The following is a 20179-nucleotide window of genomic DNA, read 5'->3' as shown; positions in this document are numbered from 1 at the left end:
AGTATCTTCAAGCTTACTGTGCGCAGTACCACCAATAGTAAAGTGTAAGTGTTACAACACATCCATATGCAGACACAATACATCGTACTACACCGAGACAATTAACATGTTATAACAACACTCATCATGTTAAAACTACGTTCCCGCAGGCTGAACATCAGCTGCCTAAAGCTAACCGTTTTGTCTTGTTAATCACTCATGCCTCTGGCAGCGTTTCTGTGATGAGCGTCATAAGTTAGATGGCACTGGATTAATTTTGAGCAAGGACAATACCTGTTATGGTTACACTTTATTGATATAATGCAGACTGCAATTCACCAAACTGAGGTTTGAAAGTGTCTATGGGAGCAGTTACTAGTACGGTGTTGACCTCAACGGCTAATGAGGTCGCAAAAAAACAATAGCGTCCGTTTTCGATTTTTTAGCTAAAAAGCATGAACTTTTAGACATACTGAGATTCAAAGATCACTATTTAGAATATTGTGAAAGGAATTTAGAAATAAAAACCTTGATCTCTCAAGATAAATCTTTTCATGTTGATGACGTTTATATTCCGATTGATATAATGCAATCAGGTACACAGAGCAGATTAGAGGTCAACGATTCCACAGTTTTAGATAATGATAGATCTATATTAATAAAAGGATTAGCAGGCCAAGGAAAATCCATACTATTACGAAAATTATTATCTAATAACGCAAAAAATATAGTCGACTCCCTGTTTTCTATGAGCTAAAAAATATACTGGTGGAACTCTCGAACTCGCGATATCAAAATCGCAAGCCATTATGGAGTTAACATATCAGAGTATGCGCTGAAAAAATTATTTGCAGACAGTAATGTTAAGTTATATCTTGATGCGTTTGATGAGGTTAAGCCAGAGTTTAGAATAGATCTGCTTGATGAAATCAGACGCTTCATTAATTCTTTCAACTGTCATGTGATCTGTACAAGCAGACCCGATACTGAAATCGACTCTCTGTCAGAATTAAGAACATTTTCAGTGTGCGAATTAACTGAACAACAAATTTTTGGGATTATAAAAAAAAACTGCCATTGATGAAGAAAAATGTGATGAGCTATGTGGTGCATTAAAACGTAGTCCTTTACATACAAAGAAATATTCCATATTAAAGTCGCCAATTTTAGTGGTTTTATTTTGTATAAGTTATAACGTAGGTGAAGATATACCAAATACATTATCACAATTTTATTCAAATATTTTCAATACTGTTTTTCATAGACACGATAATATAAAAGGAAAAGTCTACAGAGAACGCCACTGGAATGATAATAGACGCATCTATAGAGAACTTTTTGATTGTTTGTGTTTTATTTCCTTGAGGGAGGGTTTAAATGGATTCAGTCATGAAAAGCTAGTAATCTTTGCCTCAATTGCACTTAAGCATATCAACGAGGACAAATCTATAGCTGAGAAAACATTAAGAGAGTTATCTTCTATTACTAACTTGATTATTGAGGATGGCTTTAATGAGTATCGCTTTATTCATAAGTCAATTCAAGAATTCTTCGCCGCATCTTTTATCATTTCATTGCAACATGATAAAAAAATAGCATTCTATAAAAAATGTTTTAACGATTATTCTTTTTATACCACATTTCATAACACCTTATTCTTCTTGGAAGAATTAGACTATTACAACTTCCATGAGCATGGATTTATACCAGCAATAACTAATTTCTTATCTTTATCCTCTCAGTATATCAAAAATGACAACTATGTAATACCGCCCTCTGTTAAAGAGATTTTCTTGAATGATATCTTTATCCGCGTCAAATTTACTACTTTCAAGGCTGGTCATAAAGAAAGCTATGAAATAGAGAAAACAAATTTCACTTTCGATAAATCCGATTTCTACCCAAGTTTATTTTCAAACTTATTTATATTCTCCCTTGACTTTATGAAAAAAGAGTTAACTGATAAAGAATTAATAAGTCTTATCAGAGAGAATGGTAATAGTTTAGAGGGTGATTGGTGTAAGTTAAGCATTCGTAAAATTCTTGATTTTAAAAGACTTCCAGAATCAATTGCCTTAGAAGCACTAAGACTAAGCATTGATGTGCTCATTAGACGACGATACAATAAAGCAGTAGATAAAATTAATAACAGAAAAGACTCATTAAACTCTACGGATTATTTTAATTTTTAGTGAGCGAAGTGATAGATATTATACTTAAAAGGGTTCAGTAAGTTTTTTAATGCTCAGCATAATAAAGGCTGTTATCTTTTGTTGAGTGGTCAAATAAAACGGGCCCGCTCACCGCGGACCCGGCCCTATCAACCTCTCAGCACTCACTCCTTAACCCGCGCTCGCTTCCCTCTCTCCTCTTCCCCGCTCTCCGCCGCTTCCACCAGCGTAAAGTTAAAGTTCACTTCCGTATGCTCCCCCCCGAGATCACGTGCCCGCGCTACCGCCGGGTCCGTAATCTTCACCGGATCCGCAATCAGCTCCGCCCTCGTCGCAAATGCAAAGTCATCCCACAGGTATTCATCCCCGTTGAGGTTGATCTGGGTGGTCAGGTGCTTGTACCCCGGTGCCGACACAAAAAAGTGTACGTGCGCCGGACGATTACCATGACGCCCCAACGCGGTCAGCAGCTTCTGTGTCGGCCCATCCGGTGGGCAGCCGTAGCCGCACGGCACGATGCTGCGCACGGCGTAGCGGCCATCATCCCCGGTGCGCACGCGGCGGCGCAGGTTATATTCGCTCTGGGACGGGTCGAAGAACGAGTAGCCGCCGAGGGTGTTGGCGTGCCAGATATCCACGATCGCGCCCGCCACCGGCTTACCGTTCAGATCGGTCACCTGGCCCTGCAACCATAGGGTTTCGCCCTGCTCTTTCCCGTCATCCATGCGGGCAAAGCCTTCGCTCAGCGGGGCGTTGGCGACATACAGCGGCCCTTCGATGGTGCGCGGGGTGCCCACCTCGTTGCCGGAGGCTGCCTCTTTCTCGTCGGCGCGCATATCGAGATAGTGCTCCAGACCCAGTCCCGCCGCCAGCAGCGCCGCTTCCTGACGTCCGCCGAGCTCGTTAAGGTAATTCACCGCAATCCAGAACTCTTCATCAGTCACGTCGAACTGCTTAATGGTTTTGCACAGGTCGCTCAGCAGCTGGTGCATGATGTTTTTGAGACGATCGTTACCGCCGGTGGAATTTAAGCCGCTGCTGATCGCGAGTAAGGATTCCAGTTCGGGTTGATGCGCAGGATTCACAGACATTGCATATTCCTCTTTGTAGGGTACGTTTGTTGTTATTGCGAGTGATGAATGGATGAGGGATGCGTACACAGAGGCTGCACGCTGATCTCCATCCACGGGTAGAGCGGCAGCGCGGTCAGGATGTCGTGCAGCTCCTGGTTGTCCGCCACATCGAAAATGCTGACGTTGGCGTACTGCCCGACCACGCGCCAGATGTGCGGCCACTTGCCTTCACGCTGTAAGCGCTGGGAGTAGGCTTTCTCTTTCGCCTTGATCGCTTCAACTTCTGCCGCAGGCAGCGACGACGGGATGTTGACGGTCATTTCCACTTTAAAAAGCATCGCGTTTTCCTTTTATTGACGTGCGTAATGGCGCAGCTTGTCTTCGTCGATCTCAATGCCTAACCCCGGCCCCTGCGGTAACGTCACCTCTCCCTGGCTGAAATCCAGCGGACGGACCACGATGTCATCCTTCAGCAGCAGCGGGCCGAACATCTCGGTGCCCCACTGCATCCTCACCGTGGACCAGGCGTGCAGCGAGGCGACGGTGCCGAGTGTCCCTTCCAGCATGGTGCCGCCGTACAGCGCCACGCCCGCCGCCTGCGCCACGTGCGCCAGCTTCAGGGCCTGCGCCGGGCCGCCCGCTTTGGCGATCTTCAGGGCATACGCCCCGGTAAAGCCGCCGCTCGCGAGGGCGTAGCCATCATGGCTGGTGGCCACCGCTTCGTCGGCGAGGATCGGCACCGCAAAACGCTGGCTGAGGGCAATAAGCCCTTGCCGATCCCACAGCGGGATCGGCTGCTCCACCAGGTCGATCCCGCCCGCCTGTAACTGCGTCATCCCTTTGATGGCAGTGGTCAGATCCCAGGCCTGGTTGACGTCCACCCGCACGCTCACCTCGTCGCCCAGCGCGGCCTTGATCGCCAGGGCGTGGCGGACATCCACCTCCAGCCCGCGGGCGCCGATTTTCAGCTTGAAGGTGTTGTGTCGCCCCTCTGCCAGCAGGCGTTTACCCTCTTCGATATCGTTCTGGGTGTCGCCACTCGCCAGGGTCCAGAGCACCGGCAGACGCGTGGTAAGCGCCCCGCCCAGGAGTGAACTCACCGGCAGCCCCAGCGCTTTGCCCTGGGCATCGAGGAAGGCGGTTTCGAGGGCGGATTTGGCAAAAGTGTTGCCCTTCACGCTGGCGTTCATCCTGTCGGCCAGCGCCGCCACGCCAGTAAATGACTGTCCGCACAGCAGCGGGGCCAGATAGGTTTCAATGGCGGATTTGATCGCCTCCGGGCTTTCCGGGCCGTAGCTCATGCCGCCGATGGTGGTGGCTTCGCCCCAGCCGGTAACGCCGTTCGCGCATTGCATCCGGACGATGGTGAGCGTCTGGCAACCCATGGTGGCCATCGACAGCTTGTGCGGGCGGATGGTGGGAATGTCCACCAGCCAGCAGGCCAGGGATTCTATGGTGAGGGTCATGTCATGCTCCTGCGGGTTAAAAAGGTCAGCACCTGCTGATTAAATGCGTCCGGGCAGGCGACGTTCGACAGGTGCGAGGCGGGTAACGCCACATATTCTGTCTGCTTCGCCTGGGCCGCGATCCACTGGGCGTCCTGCACCGTGGTGACCGGATCTTCCTCCCCTGCGATAGCCAGCATTGGGCGCAGCATGGCCGCCACCTCATCACGGAGATCCGCCGTTGCCAGCGCTTCGCAGCAGGCGGCGTAACCTTCGGCTGGGGTGTCGGCCAGACCGTCAACCAGCAGCTTCACCATGCCGGGATTGCTTTGGCGATATGCCGGGGTGAACCAGCGTTCCGCCGCGGTACCGGCGACCGGGGCCATCCCCTGCTGGCGCACCGCTGCGGCGCGCTGCTGCCAGCCTTTCGCTTCGCCGATTTTTGCCGCGGTGTTCGCCACCACGATGCGATCAAAACGCGACGGGGCGTGGCGGTTGAGCCACATCCCGGTCATCCCACCGAGCGAGATGCCGCAGAAAAAGGCGCGTTCAATATCCAGATGATCGAGCAGGGCAATCACGTCCTGCCCCAGCGAGTCGAGGGTGATACCCTCAGCCGAAACCGGAGAGCGGCCATGCCCGCGGGTGTTGTAGCGCAGCACGCGAAAATGGCGGGTAAAATCGGCCATCTGCCCCTGCCACATCTCCCAGGTGGTGCCGAGCGAGTTGGAGAGCACCAGCAGCGGGGCCGCTTCCAGGCCGTCGAGGCGATATTCAAGCTCCATTCACGCCTCCTCGGTTTCGGCGTTCAGGGCAAAGGTCAGCGCCACCGGGGTAACGGACTGGAGATACTCCGGCGTCACGTCGCCAAACAGTTCCCGTACCACAATGCCTTCGGCTGTGATATCCATCACCGCCATGTCGGTGTAGATGCGGTCGATACAGGCCATGCCGGTCAGCGGATAGGTGCAGGTTTTGACAATCTTGCAGTCGCCCTGACGGGTCAGATGTTCGGTCATCACATAGACGCGCTTCGCGCCAATCGCCAGGTCCATCGCCCCGCCGACGGCGGGAATCGAAGAGGGCTCGCCGGTGCTCCAGTTCGCCAGATCCCCGCGTTCGGAGACCTGATAGGCCCCCAGCACGCAGATATCCAGGTGGCCGCCGCGCATCATGGTGAAGGAGTCGCCATGATGGAAATAGCAGCCGCCCGCAAGCAGCGTCACCGGCTGTTTCCCGGCGTTAATCAGCTCCGGATCTTCACAGCCCGGTTCCGGCGCAGGCCCCATCCCGAGAATGCCGTTTTCGCTGTGAAGGAAGATCTCGCGGTCCGCAGGCAGATAGTTGGCAATCCGCGTCGGCAGGCCGATGCCGAGGTTGACGTAGGCCCCTTCCGGGATGTCGCGGGCAATACGTTCAGCCAGCTGTTGATGGGTCAGTTTATTCACGGGATCTCCTTATGCGCTCTGCTGCAGGCATTGCGGCGTGACCGTCACCACGCGCTGGACAAAAATCCCCGGGGTCACCACCGCCTCCGGATCGAGCTCGCCGAGGGCGACAATCTCGCTCACCTGGGCAATGGTGCAGCGGGCGGCGGCGGCCATGATCGGCCCGAAGTTACGCCCGGTTTTGTCATAGACCAGGTTGCCCCAGCGGTCGGCCTTCAGGGCTTTGATCAGGGCGAAATCGGCTTTTAACGGGTACTCGAGGACGTAATCTTTGCCGTCGATATGGCGGGTCTCTTTGCCTGCCGCCAGCTCGGTGCCAAACCCGGTGGGGGTGAAGATCGCCCCCAGCCCGGAGCCGCCCGCCTGAATACGCGCCGCGAGGTTGCCCTGCGGGACCAGCTCAAGCTCGACTTCGCCACGACGGTAGAGGTCGTCAAAGACCCAGGAGTCGGTCTGGCGTGGGAAAGAGCAGATCACTTTTTTCACGCAGCCAGCCTTCAGCAGCGCCGCCAGACCGTAGTCACCGTTCCCGGCATTGTTGCTGATCAGGGTGAGGTCCCGCGGCTGACGGCGGATCAGGGCGTCGAGGAGTTCAGCAGGTTGTCCGGCCGCGCCAAATCCGCCCACCATCACCACCGCGCCGTCAAAAATGTCCGCCACGGCATCCTCGGCGGTGGCAATCCGTTTATCAATCATTCGCTACCTCGTTATTTTTATGGGGGGACGGCAGGCTGCGCAGGGCGATCCACGCCAGCAGCGCATAGCCCATCAGCAGCAGGGAAACCGGCCAGGAGGCGTCGAAATGCATCAGCAGCGCCACCGCCAGCATCGGCCCCAGGCCGCCGGAGAAGATCGAGCCCACCTCGTGCCCCAGCGCCAGGCCGGAGTAGCGCACGCGCACCGGGAACAGGTCGCTCATGATGCAGGGCTGGGTGCCGATCATCGCCCCGTGGCAGAACGGCAGGCCGAGCAGCATCGCCAGCATGATCCAGCCGTAATCGCCGGTGGAGAGCAGCCAGAAGAACGGGAACGCCATCACCAGAAGCCCGATGACCCCGATGTAGTAGACCGGCTTCAGGCCGATGCGATCCGAGAGCGCGCCCCAGAACAGGATCGAGAAGAACTCCACCAGCATCGCCAGGGTTACGGCGCTGATGATCTCCCCGGTACCGATGCCGATGTGTTTGGCGTAGACCACCGAAAAGGTGAAGAAGATATAGGAGGCGCCGTTCTCCGGCAGGCGCAGGGCGATGGCCTGCATCAGCGCCTTAGGATGCTCGCGCACCAGCACCATCAGCGGGATCTTCTCGTGTTTTTCTTCCGGTCTGGCCTGAGTAAAGGCTTTGCTCTCGCGGATGTTTTTGCGGATATAGACCCCGACCAGGAAGATAACGATGCTCAGCAGGAAGGGCACGCGCCAGCCCCAGCTCATCAGCTCCGCTTCCGGCAGCTTCTGCACCAGGTAAAAGGCGAAGGCGGAGAGGACAAACCCGCCGGAGACCCCCATCTGGCTCCAGGCGGTAAAGTAGCCGCGACGGGACGCGGGCGCGTTCTCGCTCAGCATCAGCACCCCACCGCCCCACTCACCGCCCGATGCCACGCCTTGTAAAAAGCGCAGCGTGATCAGGGAGAGCGGCGCCCAGATGCCAATCTGCGCGTAGGTCGGCAGCAGGCCGATGACAAAGGTGGTGGCTCCCATTAGGGTCAGGGTCATGATCAGCGTCATCTTGCGACTGTAGCGATCCCCAAGATGACCGAAGACAATCCCGCCCAGCGGACGGGCGAGAAAGCCCACCGCAAAGCCGGAGAAGGCCAGCAGCGTGCCCTGCATCGGGTCGCCGACCACCGGGAAGAAGAGCGGGCCAAACACCAGCGCCGCGGCGGTGCCGTAGAGGAAGAAGTCATACCATTCCAGGGCATTACCCAGTACCGAGGCGAACACCAGCTTGCGCATCTGCCCGGCATCGTGTGGAACGGCGGCCGCAGCGTTGCGGTTTTCAGTCACGACATTGCTCATCAGCGTTACCCTTATGGTTGGTTTTACGCTTCCACATCATGCCCGATGGCATGGTAGCGACGGTTAAAGTAGACCAGCCCGCGCGGCGCTTCGCTGATGCGTATCGCCTGCACCTGGCAGTAGAAAACGGAGTGGCTGCCCACTTCATGACAGGTGTCGATCAGGCAGTCGAAGCTGGCGACCGACGAGCTGAGCACCGGCGCGCCGCTGGCCATCACCTGCCAGGAGTCATACGCAAAACGCTGCTCGGATCGCAGGCTGGCGTTGGCGAAGACCCCACAGAGATCCTGATGGTCGCTGGAGAGGACGTTGACGCACAGCGCTCCGTTCTGCTTGAAGTGCGCGTTGGCATAGGAGTTGCGGTTCATACAGACCAGCAGCGTCGGCGGCGAGTCCGTGACGCTGCAGACGGCGGAAGCGGTAAAACCAAATTTACCCGCCGGGCCGTCGGTGGTGATCACCGAGACCGCACTCCCCAGCTGTGCCATCGCGTTACGAAATTCGGTTTGCAGTGTCATAAGGGTTTCCTCACAGATCGATGACTAAACGGGCGCTTTTGGCCCGGGAGCAGCACAACAACATCTGATCGCCGTCAGCTTTCTCTTCGTCGGTCAGATAGCTGTCGCGATGGTCCGGCTCTCCCTCCAGCACGTCGGTCAGGCAGCTGCCGCAGATCCCCTGTTTGCAGGAGACGCAGACCTTCAGCCCGGCCTGGGCCAGCGCCTCGACGATGGTCTGGTTCTCCAGCACCTGGACGGTAATGCCGCTTGCGGCGGCGACCACCTCAAAGGCCGCACCACCGGTGACGACTTCGGCGCTGAAGCACTCCTGATGCACCTGCTCCGGGCGATAACCGAGGCGGCTTGCCTCGTCGGTGACCGCATCCATCAGCCGGGTCGGACCGCAGGTGTAGACGTGGGTATTGGCCGGGACGTCGCTCAGCACCGCCTTCAGATTGAGGCGTTGCGTGTCGCTGAAGTGCAGATGCACGCGGTCGGCCCAGGCCGCCTGCTCCAGTTGGGCAATAAACGCCGCCCCGGCCCGGGTACGGGCGCAGTAGTGCAGGCTGAAGGAGCGGCCGCTGGCGTGCAGTTCGGCGGCCATCGCCAGCATCGGGGTGATACCGATCCCGCCGCCAATCAGCAGGCAATGGCTGGCCGTCTCCTCCAGTGCAAAGAGGTTGCGCGGATCGCTGACCTGGATCCGATCCCCAACGTTGAGCGCATGCGCGGCAAGGGAGCCGCCCTGAGACTTTTTGTCTTTCAGAATGCCGAGCTGGTAGTGACGGCGATCCTGCGGGTCGCCGCAGAGGGAGTACGGACGCACCAGGCCGTCTGCAAGATGGAGATCGATATGCGCCCCCGCGCTGAATGCCGGAAGATCGTTCCCGTCAGCATGCGCCAGCGTCAGCAGGAGCACCTCGCCCTGCAACTCCCGCCTGATAACCTGTAATGTCAGCATGTTGGCTCCTTAACGCATAAACAGACCGCCGTTGATGTCCCAGGTCGCCCCGGTGACAAACGACGCCTGCTCTGATGCCAGCAAAGCCACCGCCTGGGCAACAAACCCGGCTTCCCCTAACTGGCCGACCGGGATCATCCCCAGCAGACCGGCCATCTTCTCTTCCGGCACCAGGGCGTGAACCATCGGCAGATCCAGCGGGCCCGGGGCGATGGCGTTCACCGTCACGCCGGATTTGCCGAGCTCCCGGGCAAAGATTTTGGTCAGGGTCAGAATGCCGCCCTTCGAGGCGGCGTAGTGGGCGCCGGAGGCGGTGCCGCCGTTCTGCCCCGCTAACGAGGCGAGGTTGATGATGCGGCCGTAGCCTGTACTTGCGAAGTAACGCCCCAGGGTCTGGCAGCCGACAAAGGTGCCGCGCAGGTTGGTGGCGATCACCCGGTCGAACTCCTCCACCGTAATCTCCATCACCGGGGTGGCGAGGGTCAGGGCAGCGTTGTTGACCAGCACCTCCAGGCTGCCGAAGCGTTTAATGGTCGCGTCGAGCGCCTGCGCAAAATCCTGCGGCTGGCAGATATCTAACCCCAGCGCCAGCACTCTGCCCTGGCCGTCATCAAGACGATCCGCAGCTTCCCGGGCGCGGGCCACATCAACGTCGGTCAGCACCACCTGATCCCCCTGCGCCAGCAGGTGAGCGGCAATCACGTTGCCCAGACCGGCGGCCGCGCCGGTCACTAATACGGTTTGCGTCATGGGGAGTTCCTCAGAGGATGTAGCCGATGCTGTGCAGCACATCGTCGCTGTTGACCAGGCGGATCACCTTCCGGGTAATCAGCAACCTGCCCTCCTGCGGTGTCAGGTGCCAGGTGATATCCGCGGCATAGTGGCGGCTGTGGCCTTTGCGGTGCTCCCACAGGGACTGCGCCCCGCGCACCACGATCAGATCCTCGCGGGACTCCAGCAGGCGGAAGCGCGACAGGGTGCGCAGGGTTCTGGCGCGGGGCGTGGTGGAGATGGACTCTCCGCTGTAGAGGCGCTTCACCCGCTTCTCGCGCATGTGGTGATCGTCGCAGGCGTAGTTAAGGGTGTTTTTAAAATCGGTTTCGTTCGGGTCGATGGGCACCACGTAAAGGCCGTCGCGCTGCCAGAGATCCAGCCAGGCGTTGAACTCGCCCTGGTCCAGCAGATCGCCTTCGAGGTTGATTACGGACATCGCCGCAAACAGCACAGAATCTGGCGTCATCATTTTTCGCTCTCCGTCATCAATTTTTTCCACTGCTGGTAGGCCGCGCGCATCCCGGTTTCGGCGCTGACGTCGCTGCGCAGGCCGTCATCGGTGCGGTACTCCCCCGCCAGGCCGCGGTTGAGCATGATCCACAGGTCATCCCCCGCGGTGGCTCCGCGCTGCACGCGCTCCCAGGCCTCGGAGTCGTCCGGGGTGCCAAAGCCCATCGGCCCCTGGAAGTGCTCGTGCAGACGCAGCCGCGCCTGGTTCGCGATCTCCGGCCCGCCGTCCATGGTGATCACCGCGTGATGAATTTCGGTTTCCATCACTGAGATGGGTTGCAGGACGCGGAAGAAAGCCATTGAACAGGCGATGTTCGGGAACAGGTTGAGGTTGAAGCCGGAGCCGCCCACCGCGCGCACGATGCGTCTGACCTGCGCTTCGTCGTGATCTTTTCGCAGTTCGTCCGCCAGCCCGATAAAGCGCTCCGGGATGGGCGCATCGAGGTTGGCCTCCAGATCCACCAGTTCCGGGATCATCACCATCACGCTGTGGCCGTTGCCGAGATCTTCGACATAGCCGCTGCCGTCCACGAAGTTGAGCATCTCTTCGGTCTGCTTATCGACGGAGCTCAGGAAAGAACGGTGCACCACCGGGAAGTGATAGCCGTCGGTGGTGTTCTCCAGCTGAATTTTCCAGTTGCCCGGGAAGCGGAAGCGGTGTGCCGGCCCGGTTTTGATCGGGTAGCCCGCCCCCTGCTTCATAAAGAGATCCATCCACTTCTTCGCCGCGCCGAGGAAATCCTCCAGCGGTTCGATCTGCTCGTTAAAGGTGGCGAAAACCATGCCCGCATACTGCTCGGTACGCAGCGACACCAGCCCCAGCTCGTTCTTCTCAAGCCTGTCGGCATAGCTTTCCGGGTGCGGCACGCCGCGCAGGCTGCCGTCCAGAGTGTAGCCCCAGCCGTGGTACGGGCAGACGAAGCTGTTGGTTTTGCCGCTGCGGTGTTCGCAGACGGTGGCCGCGCGATGGCGGCAGCGGTTCAGCAGGGTGTGGAGGGTGCCTTTGCGGTCGCGCACCACGATCACCGGCTGGGTGCCGATCTCGGTGGTTTTGAAGCTGCCGGTCTCCGGGATCTCGCTGACGTGCGCCACCCAGACCCAGGTTTTGCTGAAAATGCGCTCCAGCTCCAGCTGGAACAGCTCGTCAGAGGTGTAGAGCGACGTGTGGACACGATCCGCCTTCACCAGAGCCGCAATCGCTTCCCGGCTCGGGGCCGTCGGCGTCGTGGTATCGATATTTTTGACATTCATGATCTGGTCACACTGCATAATCTTTCTCCTGCTCGTGGTCGGCGTTTTAGTTTTTGTCCGGTACAGGTAGCGCATCCGCCGCATGCCAGTGGCTTACCGGCCTGCTGAACAGGTTGCGGGTGGTGAAATGGTGCATGGTCATCTCCCCGGCTTCGCGACGGAAAATAATCTGCAGCTCGGCAGCATTCAGGTGCGCGCCACCGGCGGTAAAGGCGGAGGTTTGCAGCATCTGCCAGCGGCCATGCAGCTCGCCGTCGGCCTCGTGCCAGAGCGCCTCGGAGCATAAAAAGTGGCCATTCAGGGCGAAGTGCGCGGGCGTGCGGACGTAGCTCGCCATCATCGCTTCAATCGCCTCGCGCCCCTGATGTCTGCCCAGCCGGGTGGCGTAAGGTTCACCCAACCCTTCCCAGCACGCGTCTGCGCTGAACAGCGCGCCGATGGCCTGTACCGTCTCCATGCTGTCGAGGCGATCGCACAGCCGCATGTAGGTGCTGATACAGACCCGGGCGGCCTGCTGATCCTCAAGCTGCTGTAAACGCAGCGCATCCTGTGGGCTCATGGTGTGCTCCGTTACTGAATGATCAGCTCACGCCCGACGCGGGCTTCGATCTTGCAGTACTTCCACAGCTTGCTCTCGCCGTCGCCCACCGGAGTGGTGCGGAACAGGTTGCAGGCGGCCACCACGCTGTCGAGGGTGTCGGCATCGGCCAGCACGTAGGTGGTCCAGGGCGATGTGATGGATGGGCCTACCATCAGGCGGTCATCGTCCATATTGCCGATGACGCGAATGCCCTGGGTTTCGTCGATGCCTTTCATCATCACGCCGAACGCGGCCCACACCTGTCTGGCTTCTGCCGGAGTGGCATCAAAGAAGTTCTGGTTCACGCCGATGCAAAACAGCACGCGTAAGGTTGTTGTCTGGCTCATCTGTTGCTCCTGTGGTGAAAATTACAAATAACCCGGCAGAGGCTGGCCACCGAAATAGACCGTACCGGCGTTGAGATAAGAGAGGTCACCCATAAAGGCGTGCTGGGTGATCACCATGGTGTCGCGGACGTAGCGTTGCAGGGGGCTTTTCAGGGTGATGCCGCCCATACCGTTCAGCGCCAGCGCCTGGCGGGTGACCTCAGCGGCCACGCGGGTGGCGTGGGTGGAGGAGAGCCGCAGGGCGTTGATCTGCGCGCAGGCAGGCTCATCCCCGGCGAGGATGCACTGCCACACCTCGTCGATGGCCTCATAAAACCAGGACCGGGCGGAGCGCAGTTCCGCTTCGCAGCGGGCTATCTGCATCTGCGCCTGCGGCCGTTCCGCCAGGCGCGGCGCGCCGGTCACCGACTGCTGGCGATGGGCAATGGCATAGATTTCATGGAGGGCCGCGCGGGCGACGCCGAGTGCCACCACCGAGAGCACCTGGGTGGCCAGGGAGAGCACCGGGTAGCGATAGAGCGCCCCCTCCAGGTTAAGGGCGCCGCCGCGCACAAAGGTCCACTCCTGCGGCACAAACGCATCGTTAACCACCAGATCGTGGCTGCCGGTTCCGGCCAGGCCGACGGTGTTCCAGACCGGATCGATCTGCACGCTGTCGCGGGGCAGCACCGCCATGCGCGGCAGCGGTTCGCCGCTCTCCGGCAGGATGCCGACGCCAAAGACCGAGGCGCCCATGCTGCCGCTGGCAAAGCCCCAGCGACCCGAGACGCGGTAGCCGCCATCCGCCAGCACCGCTTTCTGCGGCGGGAAAATACCGCCGGCGAAGACCACGTCCGGGCCGTCACGGTAGAGTTCTTTCAGGGTGTCCGGCGGCAGCGCCCCAAGGTAGAAGGGGCTCATGCCGAAGCTGGCGACCCAGCCTGCGGAGCCATCGGCGGTGGCAATCTGCTCGATCAGCTCACAGAACTGTGCCGGGGTACACTCCTCGCCGCCGTAGATTTTGGGGACTAACGCGCGGTAGACGCCGACCTGCTTAAAGCGGGCGATGATGTCGTCCGAGATATGACGCTGTTGCTCAAAATCGGCGCTGCGGGTGGCGACTTCATTCAGCAGTGGAACGAGTTCCTCACGAACATGAACGGCAGACATAGCTTCCTCCCAAAAGAGTGTGCGGCCCGCAGAGAGACGAGTGCTGCCGCAATGAGTGGTACTCACTGAGTTAGTGTTGAAACTGTCGGTAAAGCGGGATTGTTAGCGGCGTCGTCGCTCAGAGAGCCATTCAGCCGCCTGCACCAGCAGCCCCTCCTGCCCTTTGCCGGCAACGAGCTGTAGCGCCACCGGACGGCCATCAAGCGTACCCGCAGGCAGGGTCAGCGCCGGGTGGCCGCTGAGGTTGAACGGGCGCACCAGCCGGGTGAGGTTCACTACGCTGAGCGGATCTTTTGCCTCTTCCAGCGTGGGCGGCAGTTCCGGCAGGGTTGCCAGGGCCAGCAAGGGGGTTTTCGCCAGTTGGTCATCCACTTGGGCGGTAAATGTGCGGCGGATAGCCTCTGCGGCCTCAAGGGCATGGGCATCGATCCCGGCCCCGGCACGGATGCGGGTGCCAACGTCGGCAGAGACACTGTCGTCACGCAGTAGCGTTTTAAAAGCCTGCCAGTTTTCATGGCTGATGAGGGTCAACCCGGCGCGATGGGCATCCCCCAGCAGCGGCAATTCAGCCTGACGCGGTTGCAGGTCGGCCTGGGCGAGGAAGTTCAACAGCAGGGAATCGATGCTGATGAGCGCCGACGGGATAAAGCCGATGGCGGGCATCCTGTGCAGCGGCGCGTCAACCGGTAGCCCCAGTCGGGTCAGTACGTCACGCAGGACGCCCGGCTCTCGGGCGAAGATCCCCACGCAGTCCAGCGAGCTTTGCGCGGGCATCACCCCTGCCCGGCTCACGGCGCCGTAAGTCGGTTTTAAGCCGAGGATGCCGCAGCAGGCGGCAGGCATGCGCACCGAGCCACCGGTATCGGTGCCGAGCGCAAAATCCACCTCACCAGCAGCCACCACTGCGGCAGAGCCGCTGGAGGAGCCGCCGGGGATCAAGTCAGGAAACAGCGGGTTAACCGGCGTGCCGGCCCAGGGGTTGATTCCGGTGACACCAAACGCCAGCTCGTGCAGGGTGGTTTTTCCGGTCAGGATGCACTTCTGCCCGAGAAGGGTTGCGACCACGTCGGCATGTTGTTCCGCCGCCGGGTTTGCGGCCAGTGCCGGGCAGCCTGCACGGGTGGGAAAGCCTGCGATGTCGAGGGTGTCTTTTACCGCGAAGCGGAGATCGCCCTCGCCGAGGGTACATCGGGTGACAAAACCATTGCTCTCAGTAACAGGTTGCATAATTTGCACCTTAACCAGAAAAAACGAATCACATTTGGGTGACGCACTCTTCGCTGCGGTTCGACCCACGTTTGTTCTGGTCAATCATGGAAGATTTAGATGAATATTCAAGTAATATTTCACGTTAATTTTACGAAAAAATAACACTGAAACATTCTTCTAACAATCCATGAAGAGAGGCTTAGGATGATGATAAATAACAATAAACGCGGCGCGGAAATGAAAAAAGAGCCGCTCTGGTCATCAGAGCGGCTCTTTTATAATATTATACTTTACAGTGACTTACCTTGAATTTTTAAGGCTGTCACAAATCCGCAATTCTCTGCGGGAACGCTTCAGAGCGCGTTGAGGTTGTCGAGTACCTTCGACAGTGAGAGGTTCATTTTTTCCCGCTGGGCCGCGGTCATGCCCTTAAAACCCTTCTCGAAAACCTTGCGGGTAAGGCGGTGTGCCTCGGCCACTTTTTCGCGTCCGGCATCGGTGAGCATCACTTCGGTCACTCTGGCATCCTGCACGCTGCTGGCGGTGGTCACCAGGCCATCGTCGCGCAGGCGACCAACGATTTTGGTGACGGTGGGCATTTTGGCCATCGCGAATTCGGCGATCTGCGAAATGCTGGCCTTACCGTACTGCTCGGTAATCATCAGCACCCGAAAGCGGGACACATCAAGCTGCACCTTTTTCAGTGTGATTTCCATCACTTGCGTATAACGTGCGTAGACGTTAACTATCCAGTAGAACGGGAACTCTTCGCGGTGAAAAGTGGGGCCGCTGTCTGACGATGTGTTCGTATGACTCATGAAATGACGTTCCAGAAGTAATGCATTGACCGCAATTATACCCGCTATTTATCCCCCGCTATAGCCCGATCGCACCCTGCCCCCTGCGGTTAACCACTCGCTGCGCCGCAAAAGCCGATCGATATCGCATTATGATTCAAAAACGCTACGAGATTAACAATTACGTATCATTTTTTAAACAGAACATTGACGTCCATGCTCGCGATTTCCTATACGTTAGCGCACGTGTTTGCATCGCGTGCACCGGGTAGCTCCCCTTACCCGCTAGTTATCGGCTTTTATTAAAATTTACCTGCTTATCAACACATTATAAAAACACCCCGCGTCAAACGGGGCTAACACTACCTCTAACCGTTATGTGGAGCATTTCATGAATGAGAGCCCATCGATGGAGCAAACACGCGCTAGCGTGCTGGCTCCGCCTGCGTCTGCTGACGACACGCTCGATCCGCGTCAACAGCGGGTGATCAAAAAGTTATTCCGGCGATTGATCACCTTTTTGTTCATTCTGTTCGTCTTTTCGTATCTGGATCGCATCAACATCGGCTTTGCCGGTCTGACGATGGGCAAAGATCTGGGCCTCACCAGCACCATGTTCGGACTGGCAACCACGCTGTTTTACGTGATGTATGTCATCTGCGGGATCCCCAGCAACGTGATGCTGAGCAGAGTGGGCGCGCGCCGCTGGATTGCGATTCTGATGGTGGTGTGGGGGATCGCCTCCACCGCCACGATGTTCGCTACCGGCCCTAACAGCCTGTACGTGCTGCGTATGCTGGTGGGGATTGCCGAAGCGGGCTTCCTGCCGGGGCTGTTACTCTATTTAACGTTCTGGTTCCCGGCGCACTACCGCGCCCGCGCTAACGCCCTGTTTATGATTGCCATGCCGGTGACCATGGCGCTGGGTTCGCTGGCCTCCGGCTATATTCTCAACCTAGATGGGGTGATGAACCTGAAGGGCTGGCAGTGGCTGTTCCTGCTCGAAGGCTTCCCGTCGGTCATTCTGGGCTTTGTGGTCTGGTTCTGGCTGGACGACAGCCCGGATAAAGCGCGCTGGCTGACCCAGGATGATAAAGCCTGCCTGAAGGAGATGCTGGAAGCGGATCGCCTGAACGCCGAGAGTAAGCAGCTGCGGGAGCAGGCCGCCCTGGCGCCGCAGCAGCGTAGCCTGATGCGCGAGCTGTTCACGCCCACTATCATGCTTTACACCCTCGCCTACTTCTGCCTGACCAACACCCTGAGCGCCCTGAGCGTCTGGACGCCGCTGATCCTGCGCAGCATCAGCGAGGAGAGCAGTAACGTGACTATCGGTATCCTGAGCGCCATTCCACAGGTCTGTACCATTGTGGCAATGGTCTGGTGGAGTAAACGTTCCGACAAGCGCAACGAGCGTAAAGTCCACACCCTGCTGCCGTACCTCTTTGCCGCCGCAGGCTGGATCCTCACCGCCACCAGCACCGATCCGATGCTGCAGTTCACTGGCATCGTGATGGCCTCGGCCGGGGCCTTTGCCGCCATGGTGATCTTCTGGACCACCCCGGATCGTTCCATCTCTCTGCGTGCCCGCGCCTTAGGTATTGCAGTGATCAACGCCACCGGGATGACCGGCGCCGCGCTGGGCCCACTGCTGATGGGGATGATGAAAGATCTCACCGGGAACTTTAACGCCGGTATTTTTATGGTGGCCGGTTTCCTGGTGCTGGGTGCGGTAGTGATTGCATTGATTCCGATGAAACAGGCGGAACCGCAGCGATAGCCCTTCCTCTAAAAAGCCCGGAACAGCAGCCCTGTTCCGGGCTTTTTCCTCTCTGTCTCCGGCCTTGCCTCGTCCCAGCCCGCGCGGAAAAGATCATTTTGCGTGATACATCGTTCTATTAATATAGATAAAAGATATTAACAATATAAAATTGATCACTTTTAATTATATAAACCCAGGAATGACGACATTCATCACATTTTCCTTATTTTATTCAGCGCATATTTAACAGCATAGGATTTTACTCAAAAAATATAATGCCCATCATAAATTGAAATCATTCGCGCGTATTTTATTTCTACACTTAATAAGTATAAGAGAGTTATTTTATGAATATTGAACCAATTATCGATACCAATCTGGATACATATGTAGACGCAGGAAAAGCGCCCCTGGATAACTATCTCTTTGTATCACCGGAGCTGGAAGAAAAGCATCGGGGTCTGATGGTACTGGACTGTGCCATCGATACTGAAAAACATGCCCTGCTGCGAATAAATCAGAGTGGAAATATTCTCTTTGTCTTAACCTCTGCTGAATTAACCATACGCACCAAAAAATTATTTGCCAGCGTGGCGGTGTTGTTTGCAGCCATGTCCAGCGCGATGAATCAATCGGGTAGATCACTTTTTGACTATCAGGCATGGCGCTCCCTGATGGGTAAGTCTGCTTTTTTTGTTGAAGTGCAGAAAAACAGGAACATACTAACAATCAAAAACAGTGGGGTTAACGTTGATACACAAATCATACAGCAGCTCATCCCCGGCCTGAGTAGTGGCAGCGCGATGGCGATCGCCAACGGGGTGTTGAGTGCGGTAAAGGGAGAATTTCAGGCAACTGAACGCGATGAAAACGCGAAACGAGGCCACCTTCTTTTTATCTGTGAAGAGCTTTACGGGGCCCCGAGCGTAACGGTTCGTCTGTTTTACGCCTCGAAAAAATCTCACTGTGCCCTGTTCCAGCCTCCGTGCGATAAGTCGGTTAACGCCACGTTTGAGCAGTTACAGGAAGCCCATACCTTCCTGTTTGTTTCACCTGATACGATCGCGGAATATGACACTATTTTTACAGCGCAACCCGCCAGATATAAAAATCTTATTGAACGTTTTAAAAAATTGGTTAAAGAATAATACTCCACCCTTTATACAAAATTAAGCCAGTCATTTTTTATATTATTGTACGCTTGCACAACGTCGGCGTGGCGATAATGAAGCTGAAGTGTGCCAGTAATATTAATCTGGCTAACCTAAAGCCTCTGTGGTTAGCCAGTTTACGTCTTCGTTATGCGTCGGCGGCTACCGTACGCTGGCGGCATTCAGCCGGGCGTTTAAGCGGGTTGTCGGTAAGTCGCCGGGGGCATTGCGTGAAGCCAGTCAGACCCCAGAGGAGATCTGACCGGTTCGCTTTACAGGAGAGATTAAAGCCAGCTCTGCTGGACAGGGGCGCCTTCGGTGCGCTCCGTGCGAGGCATTTCAATTGCCAGCGTTGACAGGTGTTTAGCCCACAGGTCAGCCACCCATTTCACGCCGCGGGCGGTAAAGCGTGCCTGAGACCAGGTGCGCTCGTTTTCGCCCACGCCGCTGTGCAGGGTAAAATAGCCCGCATCGATGTGGTGCTGCGGCGGAACCAGGTTACCGCCGACGCGCTGCATGATATTCCGCTCAAGCAGGAACTCCCGGAACTGGGGCTCTTTCGCTTTGAGGATCTTACAGAGCTGACGGAAGCCCAGCGACTCTTTGACCTGAACAAACTGATCAAAGAACGCCGCCTTTGGTGCCCAGAGGGCTAGCTGCTCCTCAGCACGCTGGCGTTTTTCATACTGCTCGGCCCAGGCGCGCGCCGCCGCCGCCGGGTTGGTGAAGTCCGGAATATTGACGTTTCTCTCCTGCTCCTGCCAGCGATCGAGCATGGCGGCAGTAAAGCCCGGGGAGATACGCGAAACCGTCAGCAGGGAGTCCCGTTTGTTCAGCAAAAACTCCTGCCGCATTTCACCTTCGCGCTCATACAGGCTGGCCGTTACCGGCTGCGAAAGACGCTGCGCCGTTTCCAGGCTTTTTACCATGCGCTTCACCTCGGTATGAGCAATACCGGTCAGCTTCGCGATTTCGCGACTGCTGATGGTGGCAAGCTGGCCACTGGACTGGAAAGTTTCAACAGGAATTACCATAGGTTTCACCCCTCACTCATACAT

21 protein-coding genes and 1 pseudogene are annotated in these 20179 nt (G+C 57.0%); 4 read left to right on the top strand and 18 right to left on the bottom strand.

All coding sequences use genetic code 11. The features are described 5' to 3' along the window. The first annotated feature begins 1148 nt into the window (after positions 1 to 1148). The gene (locus B3X29_RS18135; RefSeq protein WP_159339487.1) at positions 1149 to 2171 is read left to right on the top strand and encodes an NACHT domain-containing protein; all 1023 of its coding nucleotides are present in this window, start codon (positions 1149 to 1151) and stop codon (positions 2169 to 2171) included. A gap of 143 nt (positions 2172 to 2314) precedes the next feature. Here the strand turns inward: B3X29_RS18135 and catA are convergent, their stop codons facing one another. From catA to B3X29_RS18050, 17 genes are all read right to left on the bottom strand, one after another. After that, complete coding sequence (gene catA, locus B3X29_RS18130) at positions 2315 to 3241, bottom strand: catechol 1,2-dioxygenase (protein WP_159339488.1); 927 nt, start codon at positions 3239 to 3241, stop codon at positions 2315 to 2317. A gap of 32 nt (positions 3242 to 3273) precedes the next feature. Then, the gene (gene catC, locus B3X29_RS18125) at positions 3274 to 3561 is read right to left on the bottom strand and encodes a muconolactone Delta-isomerase (protein ID WP_103179973.1); all 288 of its coding nucleotides are present in this window, start codon (positions 3559 to 3561) and stop codon (positions 3274 to 3276) included. A gap of 12 nt (positions 3562 to 3573) precedes the next feature. Beyond that, positions 3574 to 4689: a muconate/chloromuconate family cycloisomerase gene (locus B3X29_RS18120; protein ID WP_159339489.1), complete on the bottom strand. Its 1116-nt coding sequence runs from the start codon at positions 4687 to 4689 to the stop codon at positions 3574 to 3576. Beyond that, a complete protein-coding gene (gene pcaD / locus B3X29_RS18115) occupies positions 4686 to 5453 on the bottom strand; it encodes a 3-oxoadipate enol-lactonase (protein ID WP_159339490.1) in 768 nt (255 codons plus the stop codon). The genes B3X29_RS18120 and pcaD overlap by 4 nt, the downstream gene beginning before the upstream one ends. Continuing rightward, positions 5454 to 6116 carry a 3-oxoacid CoA-transferase subunit B gene (locus B3X29_RS18110; protein ID WP_159339491.1) on the bottom strand — a complete coding sequence of 221 codons (663 nt, stop codon included), beginning with the start codon at positions 6114 to 6116 and terminating at the stop codon, positions 5454 to 5456. It abuts the gene before it with no gap. A 9-nt stretch (positions 6117 to 6125) separates the two neighbouring features. Next, positions 6126 to 6812: a 3-oxoacid CoA-transferase subunit A gene (locus tag B3X29_RS18105; protein ID WP_159339492.1), complete on the bottom strand. Its 687-nt coding sequence runs from the start codon at positions 6810 to 6812 to the stop codon at positions 6126 to 6128. Continuing rightward, positions 6805 to 8070: an MFS transporter gene (locus tag B3X29_RS18100; protein WP_201304738.1), complete on the bottom strand. Its 1266-nt coding sequence runs from the start codon at positions 8068 to 8070 to the stop codon at positions 6805 to 6807. The genes B3X29_RS18105 and B3X29_RS18100 overlap by 8 nt, the downstream gene beginning before the upstream one ends. 86 nt (positions 8071 to 8156) lie before the next feature. After that, on the bottom strand, positions 8157 to 8651 hold the full coding sequence (locus B3X29_RS18095) for a flavin reductase (RefSeq protein ID WP_103179979.1): 495 nt from the start codon (positions 8649 to 8651) through the stop codon (positions 8157 to 8159). 10 nt (positions 8652 to 8661) lie between these two features. After that, positions 8662 to 9594: a PDR/VanB family oxidoreductase gene (locus B3X29_RS18090; protein ID WP_103179980.1), complete on the bottom strand. Its 933-nt coding sequence runs from the start codon at positions 9592 to 9594 to the stop codon at positions 8662 to 8664. Between the two features lie 9 nt (positions 9595 to 9603). Further along, positions 9604 to 10344 carry an SDR family NAD(P)-dependent oxidoreductase gene (locus tag B3X29_RS18085; RefSeq protein WP_156654686.1) on the bottom strand — a complete coding sequence of 247 codons (741 nt, stop codon included), beginning with the start codon at positions 10342 to 10344 and terminating at the stop codon, positions 9604 to 9606. Positions 10345 to 10354: 10 nt separating this feature from the next. Further along, positions 10355 to 10834 carry an aromatic-ring-hydroxylating dioxygenase subunit beta gene (locus tag B3X29_RS18080; protein ID WP_156655492.1) on the bottom strand — a complete coding sequence of 160 codons (480 nt, stop codon included), beginning with the start codon at positions 10832 to 10834 and terminating at the stop codon, positions 10355 to 10357. Beyond that, on the bottom strand, positions 10834 to 12147 hold the full coding sequence (locus B3X29_RS18075) for an aromatic ring-hydroxylating oxygenase subunit alpha (RefSeq protein ID WP_159339494.1): 1314 nt from the start codon (positions 12145 to 12147) through the stop codon (positions 10834 to 10836). The genes B3X29_RS18080 and B3X29_RS18075 overlap by 1 nt, the downstream gene beginning before the upstream one ends. 28 nt (positions 12148 to 12175) lie before the next feature. Then, positions 12176 to 12688, bottom strand: coding sequence for a nuclear transport factor 2 family protein (locus B3X29_RS18070; RefSeq protein ID WP_159339495.1), 513 nt, complete (start codon positions 12686 to 12688; stop codon positions 12176 to 12178). A gap of 11 nt (positions 12689 to 12699) precedes the next feature. Beyond that, positions 12700 to 13056: an IacB protein gene (locus tag B3X29_RS18065; protein ID WP_103179984.1), complete on the bottom strand. Its 357-nt coding sequence runs from the start codon at positions 13054 to 13056 to the stop codon at positions 12700 to 12702. A gap of 21 nt (positions 13057 to 13077) precedes the next feature. After that, the gene (locus B3X29_RS18060; RefSeq protein ID WP_103179985.1) at positions 13078 to 14205 is read right to left on the bottom strand and encodes an acyl-CoA dehydrogenase family protein; all 1128 of its coding nucleotides are present in this window, start codon (positions 14203 to 14205) and stop codon (positions 13078 to 13080) included. A gap of 102 nt (positions 14206 to 14307) precedes the next feature. Beyond that, positions 14308 to 15432, bottom strand: coding sequence for an amidase (locus tag B3X29_RS18055; protein ID WP_159339496.1), 1125 nt, complete (start codon positions 15430 to 15432; stop codon positions 14308 to 14310). 335 nt (positions 15433 to 15767) lie between these two features. Next, positions 15768 to 16232: a MarR family winged helix-turn-helix transcriptional regulator gene (locus B3X29_RS18050; protein WP_103179987.1), complete on the bottom strand. Its 465-nt coding sequence runs from the start codon at positions 16230 to 16232 to the stop codon at positions 15768 to 15770. A gap of 388 nt (positions 16233 to 16620) precedes the next feature. Here B3X29_RS18050 and hpaX point away from each other — a divergent pair, with 388 nt between their 5' ends. From hpaX to B3X29_RS18035, 3 genes and pseudogenes are all read left to right on the top strand, one after another. Continuing rightward, on the top strand, positions 16621 to 17988 hold the full coding sequence (hpaX, locus tag B3X29_RS18045) for a 4-hydroxyphenylacetate permease (protein ID WP_371816556.1): 1368 nt from the start codon (positions 16621 to 16623) through the stop codon (positions 17986 to 17988). Positions 17989 to 18317: 329 nt separating this feature from the next. Next, the gene (locus tag B3X29_RS18040; RefSeq protein WP_159339497.1) at positions 18318 to 19118 is read left to right on the top strand and encodes a Zygote formation protein zyg1; all 801 of its coding nucleotides are present in this window, start codon (positions 18318 to 18320) and stop codon (positions 19116 to 19118) included. Positions 19119 to 19281: 163 nt separating this feature from the next. Next, positions 19282 to 19383, top strand: a pseudogene (locus tag B3X29_RS18035) (AraC family transcriptional regulator); the annotation flags it as partial. Positions 19384 to 19405: 22 nt separating this feature from the next. Here the strand turns inward: B3X29_RS18035 and B3X29_RS18030 are convergent. After that, the gene (locus B3X29_RS18030) at positions 19406 to 20155 is read right to left on the bottom strand and encodes a phage antirepressor KilAC domain-containing protein (RefSeq protein ID WP_103822326.1); all 750 of its coding nucleotides are present in this window, start codon (positions 20153 to 20155) and stop codon (positions 19406 to 19408) included. Positions 20156 to 20179 lie beyond the last annotated feature (24 nt).

Origin of the sequence: Leclercia sp. UBA5076 (genome assembly GCF_002416465.1) — a bacterium.
GTDB lineage: Bacteria > Pseudomonadota > Gammaproteobacteria > Enterobacterales > Enterobacteriaceae > Enterobacter.
Note: the sequence above shows the minus strand (reverse complement) of the source record. Positions and strands in the feature narration are given on the sequence as shown.

Bases quoted from the DNA above. Each gene is read 5' to 3' on its own strand.
- B3X29_RS18060 (WP_103179985.1), bottom strand. From the start codon at position 14,205: ATGTCTGCCGTTCATGTTCGTGAGGAACTCGTTCCACTGCTGAATGAA.
- B3X29_RS18055 (WP_159339496.1), bottom strand. From the start codon at position 15,432: ATGCAACCTGTTACTGAGAGCAATGGTTTTGTCACCCGATGTACCCTC.
- B3X29_RS18090 (WP_103179980.1), bottom strand. From the start codon at position 9,594: ATGCTGACATTACAGGTTATCAGGCGGGAGTTGCAGGGCGAGGTGCTC.
- catC (WP_103179973.1), bottom strand. From the start codon at position 3,561: ATGCTTTTTAAAGTGGAAATGACCGTCAACATCCCGTCGTCGCTGCCT.
- B3X29_RS18105 (WP_159339492.1), bottom strand. From the start codon at position 6,812: ATGATTGATAAACGGATTGCCACCGCCGAGGATGCCGTGGCGGACATT.
- B3X29_RS18100 (WP_201304738.1), bottom strand. From the start codon at position 8,070: ATGCGCAAGCTGGTGTTCGCCTCGGTACTGGGTAATGCCCTGGAATGG.
- B3X29_RS18120 (WP_159339489.1), bottom strand. From the start codon at position 4,689: ATGACCCTCACCATAGAATCCCTGGCCTGCTGGCTGGTGGACATTCCC.
- B3X29_RS18070 (WP_159339495.1), bottom strand. From the start codon at position 12,688: ATGAGCCCACAGGATGCGCTGCGTTTACAGCAGCTTGAGGATCAGCAG.
- catA (WP_159339488.1), bottom strand. From the start codon at position 3,241: ATGTCTGTGAATCCTGCGCATCAACCCGAACTGGAATCCTTACTCGCG.
- B3X29_RS18085 (WP_156654686.1), bottom strand. From the start codon at position 10,344: ATGACGCAAACCGTATTAGTGACCGGCGCGGCCGCCGGTCTGGGCAAC.
- B3X29_RS18030 (WP_103822326.1), bottom strand. From the start codon at position 20,155: ATGGTAATTCCTGTTGAAACTTTCCAGTCCAGTGGCCAGCTTGCCACC.
- B3X29_RS18040 (WP_159339497.1), top strand. From the start codon at position 18,318: ATGAATATTGAACCAATTATCGATACCAATCTGGATACATATGTAGAC.
- B3X29_RS18050 (WP_103179987.1), bottom strand. From the start codon at position 16,232: ATGAGTCATACGAACACATCGTCAGACAGCGGCCCCACTTTTCACCGC.
- B3X29_RS18080 (WP_156655492.1), bottom strand. From the start codon at position 10,834: ATGACGCCAGATTCTGTGCTGTTTGCGGCGATGTCCGTAATCAACCTC.
- B3X29_RS18095 (WP_103179979.1), bottom strand. From the start codon at position 8,651: ATGACACTGCAAACCGAATTTCGTAACGCGATGGCACAGCTGGGGAGT.
- B3X29_RS18065 (WP_103179984.1), bottom strand. From the start codon at position 13,056: ATGAGCCAGACAACAACCTTACGCGTGCTGTTTTGCATCGGCGTGAAC.
- hpaX (WP_371816556.1), top strand. From the start codon at position 16,621: ATGGAGCAAACACGCGCTAGCGTGCTGGCTCCGCCTGCGTCTGCTGAC.
- pcaD (WP_159339490.1), bottom strand. From the start codon at position 5,453: ATGGAGCTTGAATATCGCCTCGACGGCCTGGAAGCGGCCCCGCTGCTG.
- B3X29_RS18075 (WP_159339494.1), bottom strand. From the start codon at position 12,147: ATGCAGTGTGACCAGATCATGAATGTCAAAAATATCGATACCACGACG.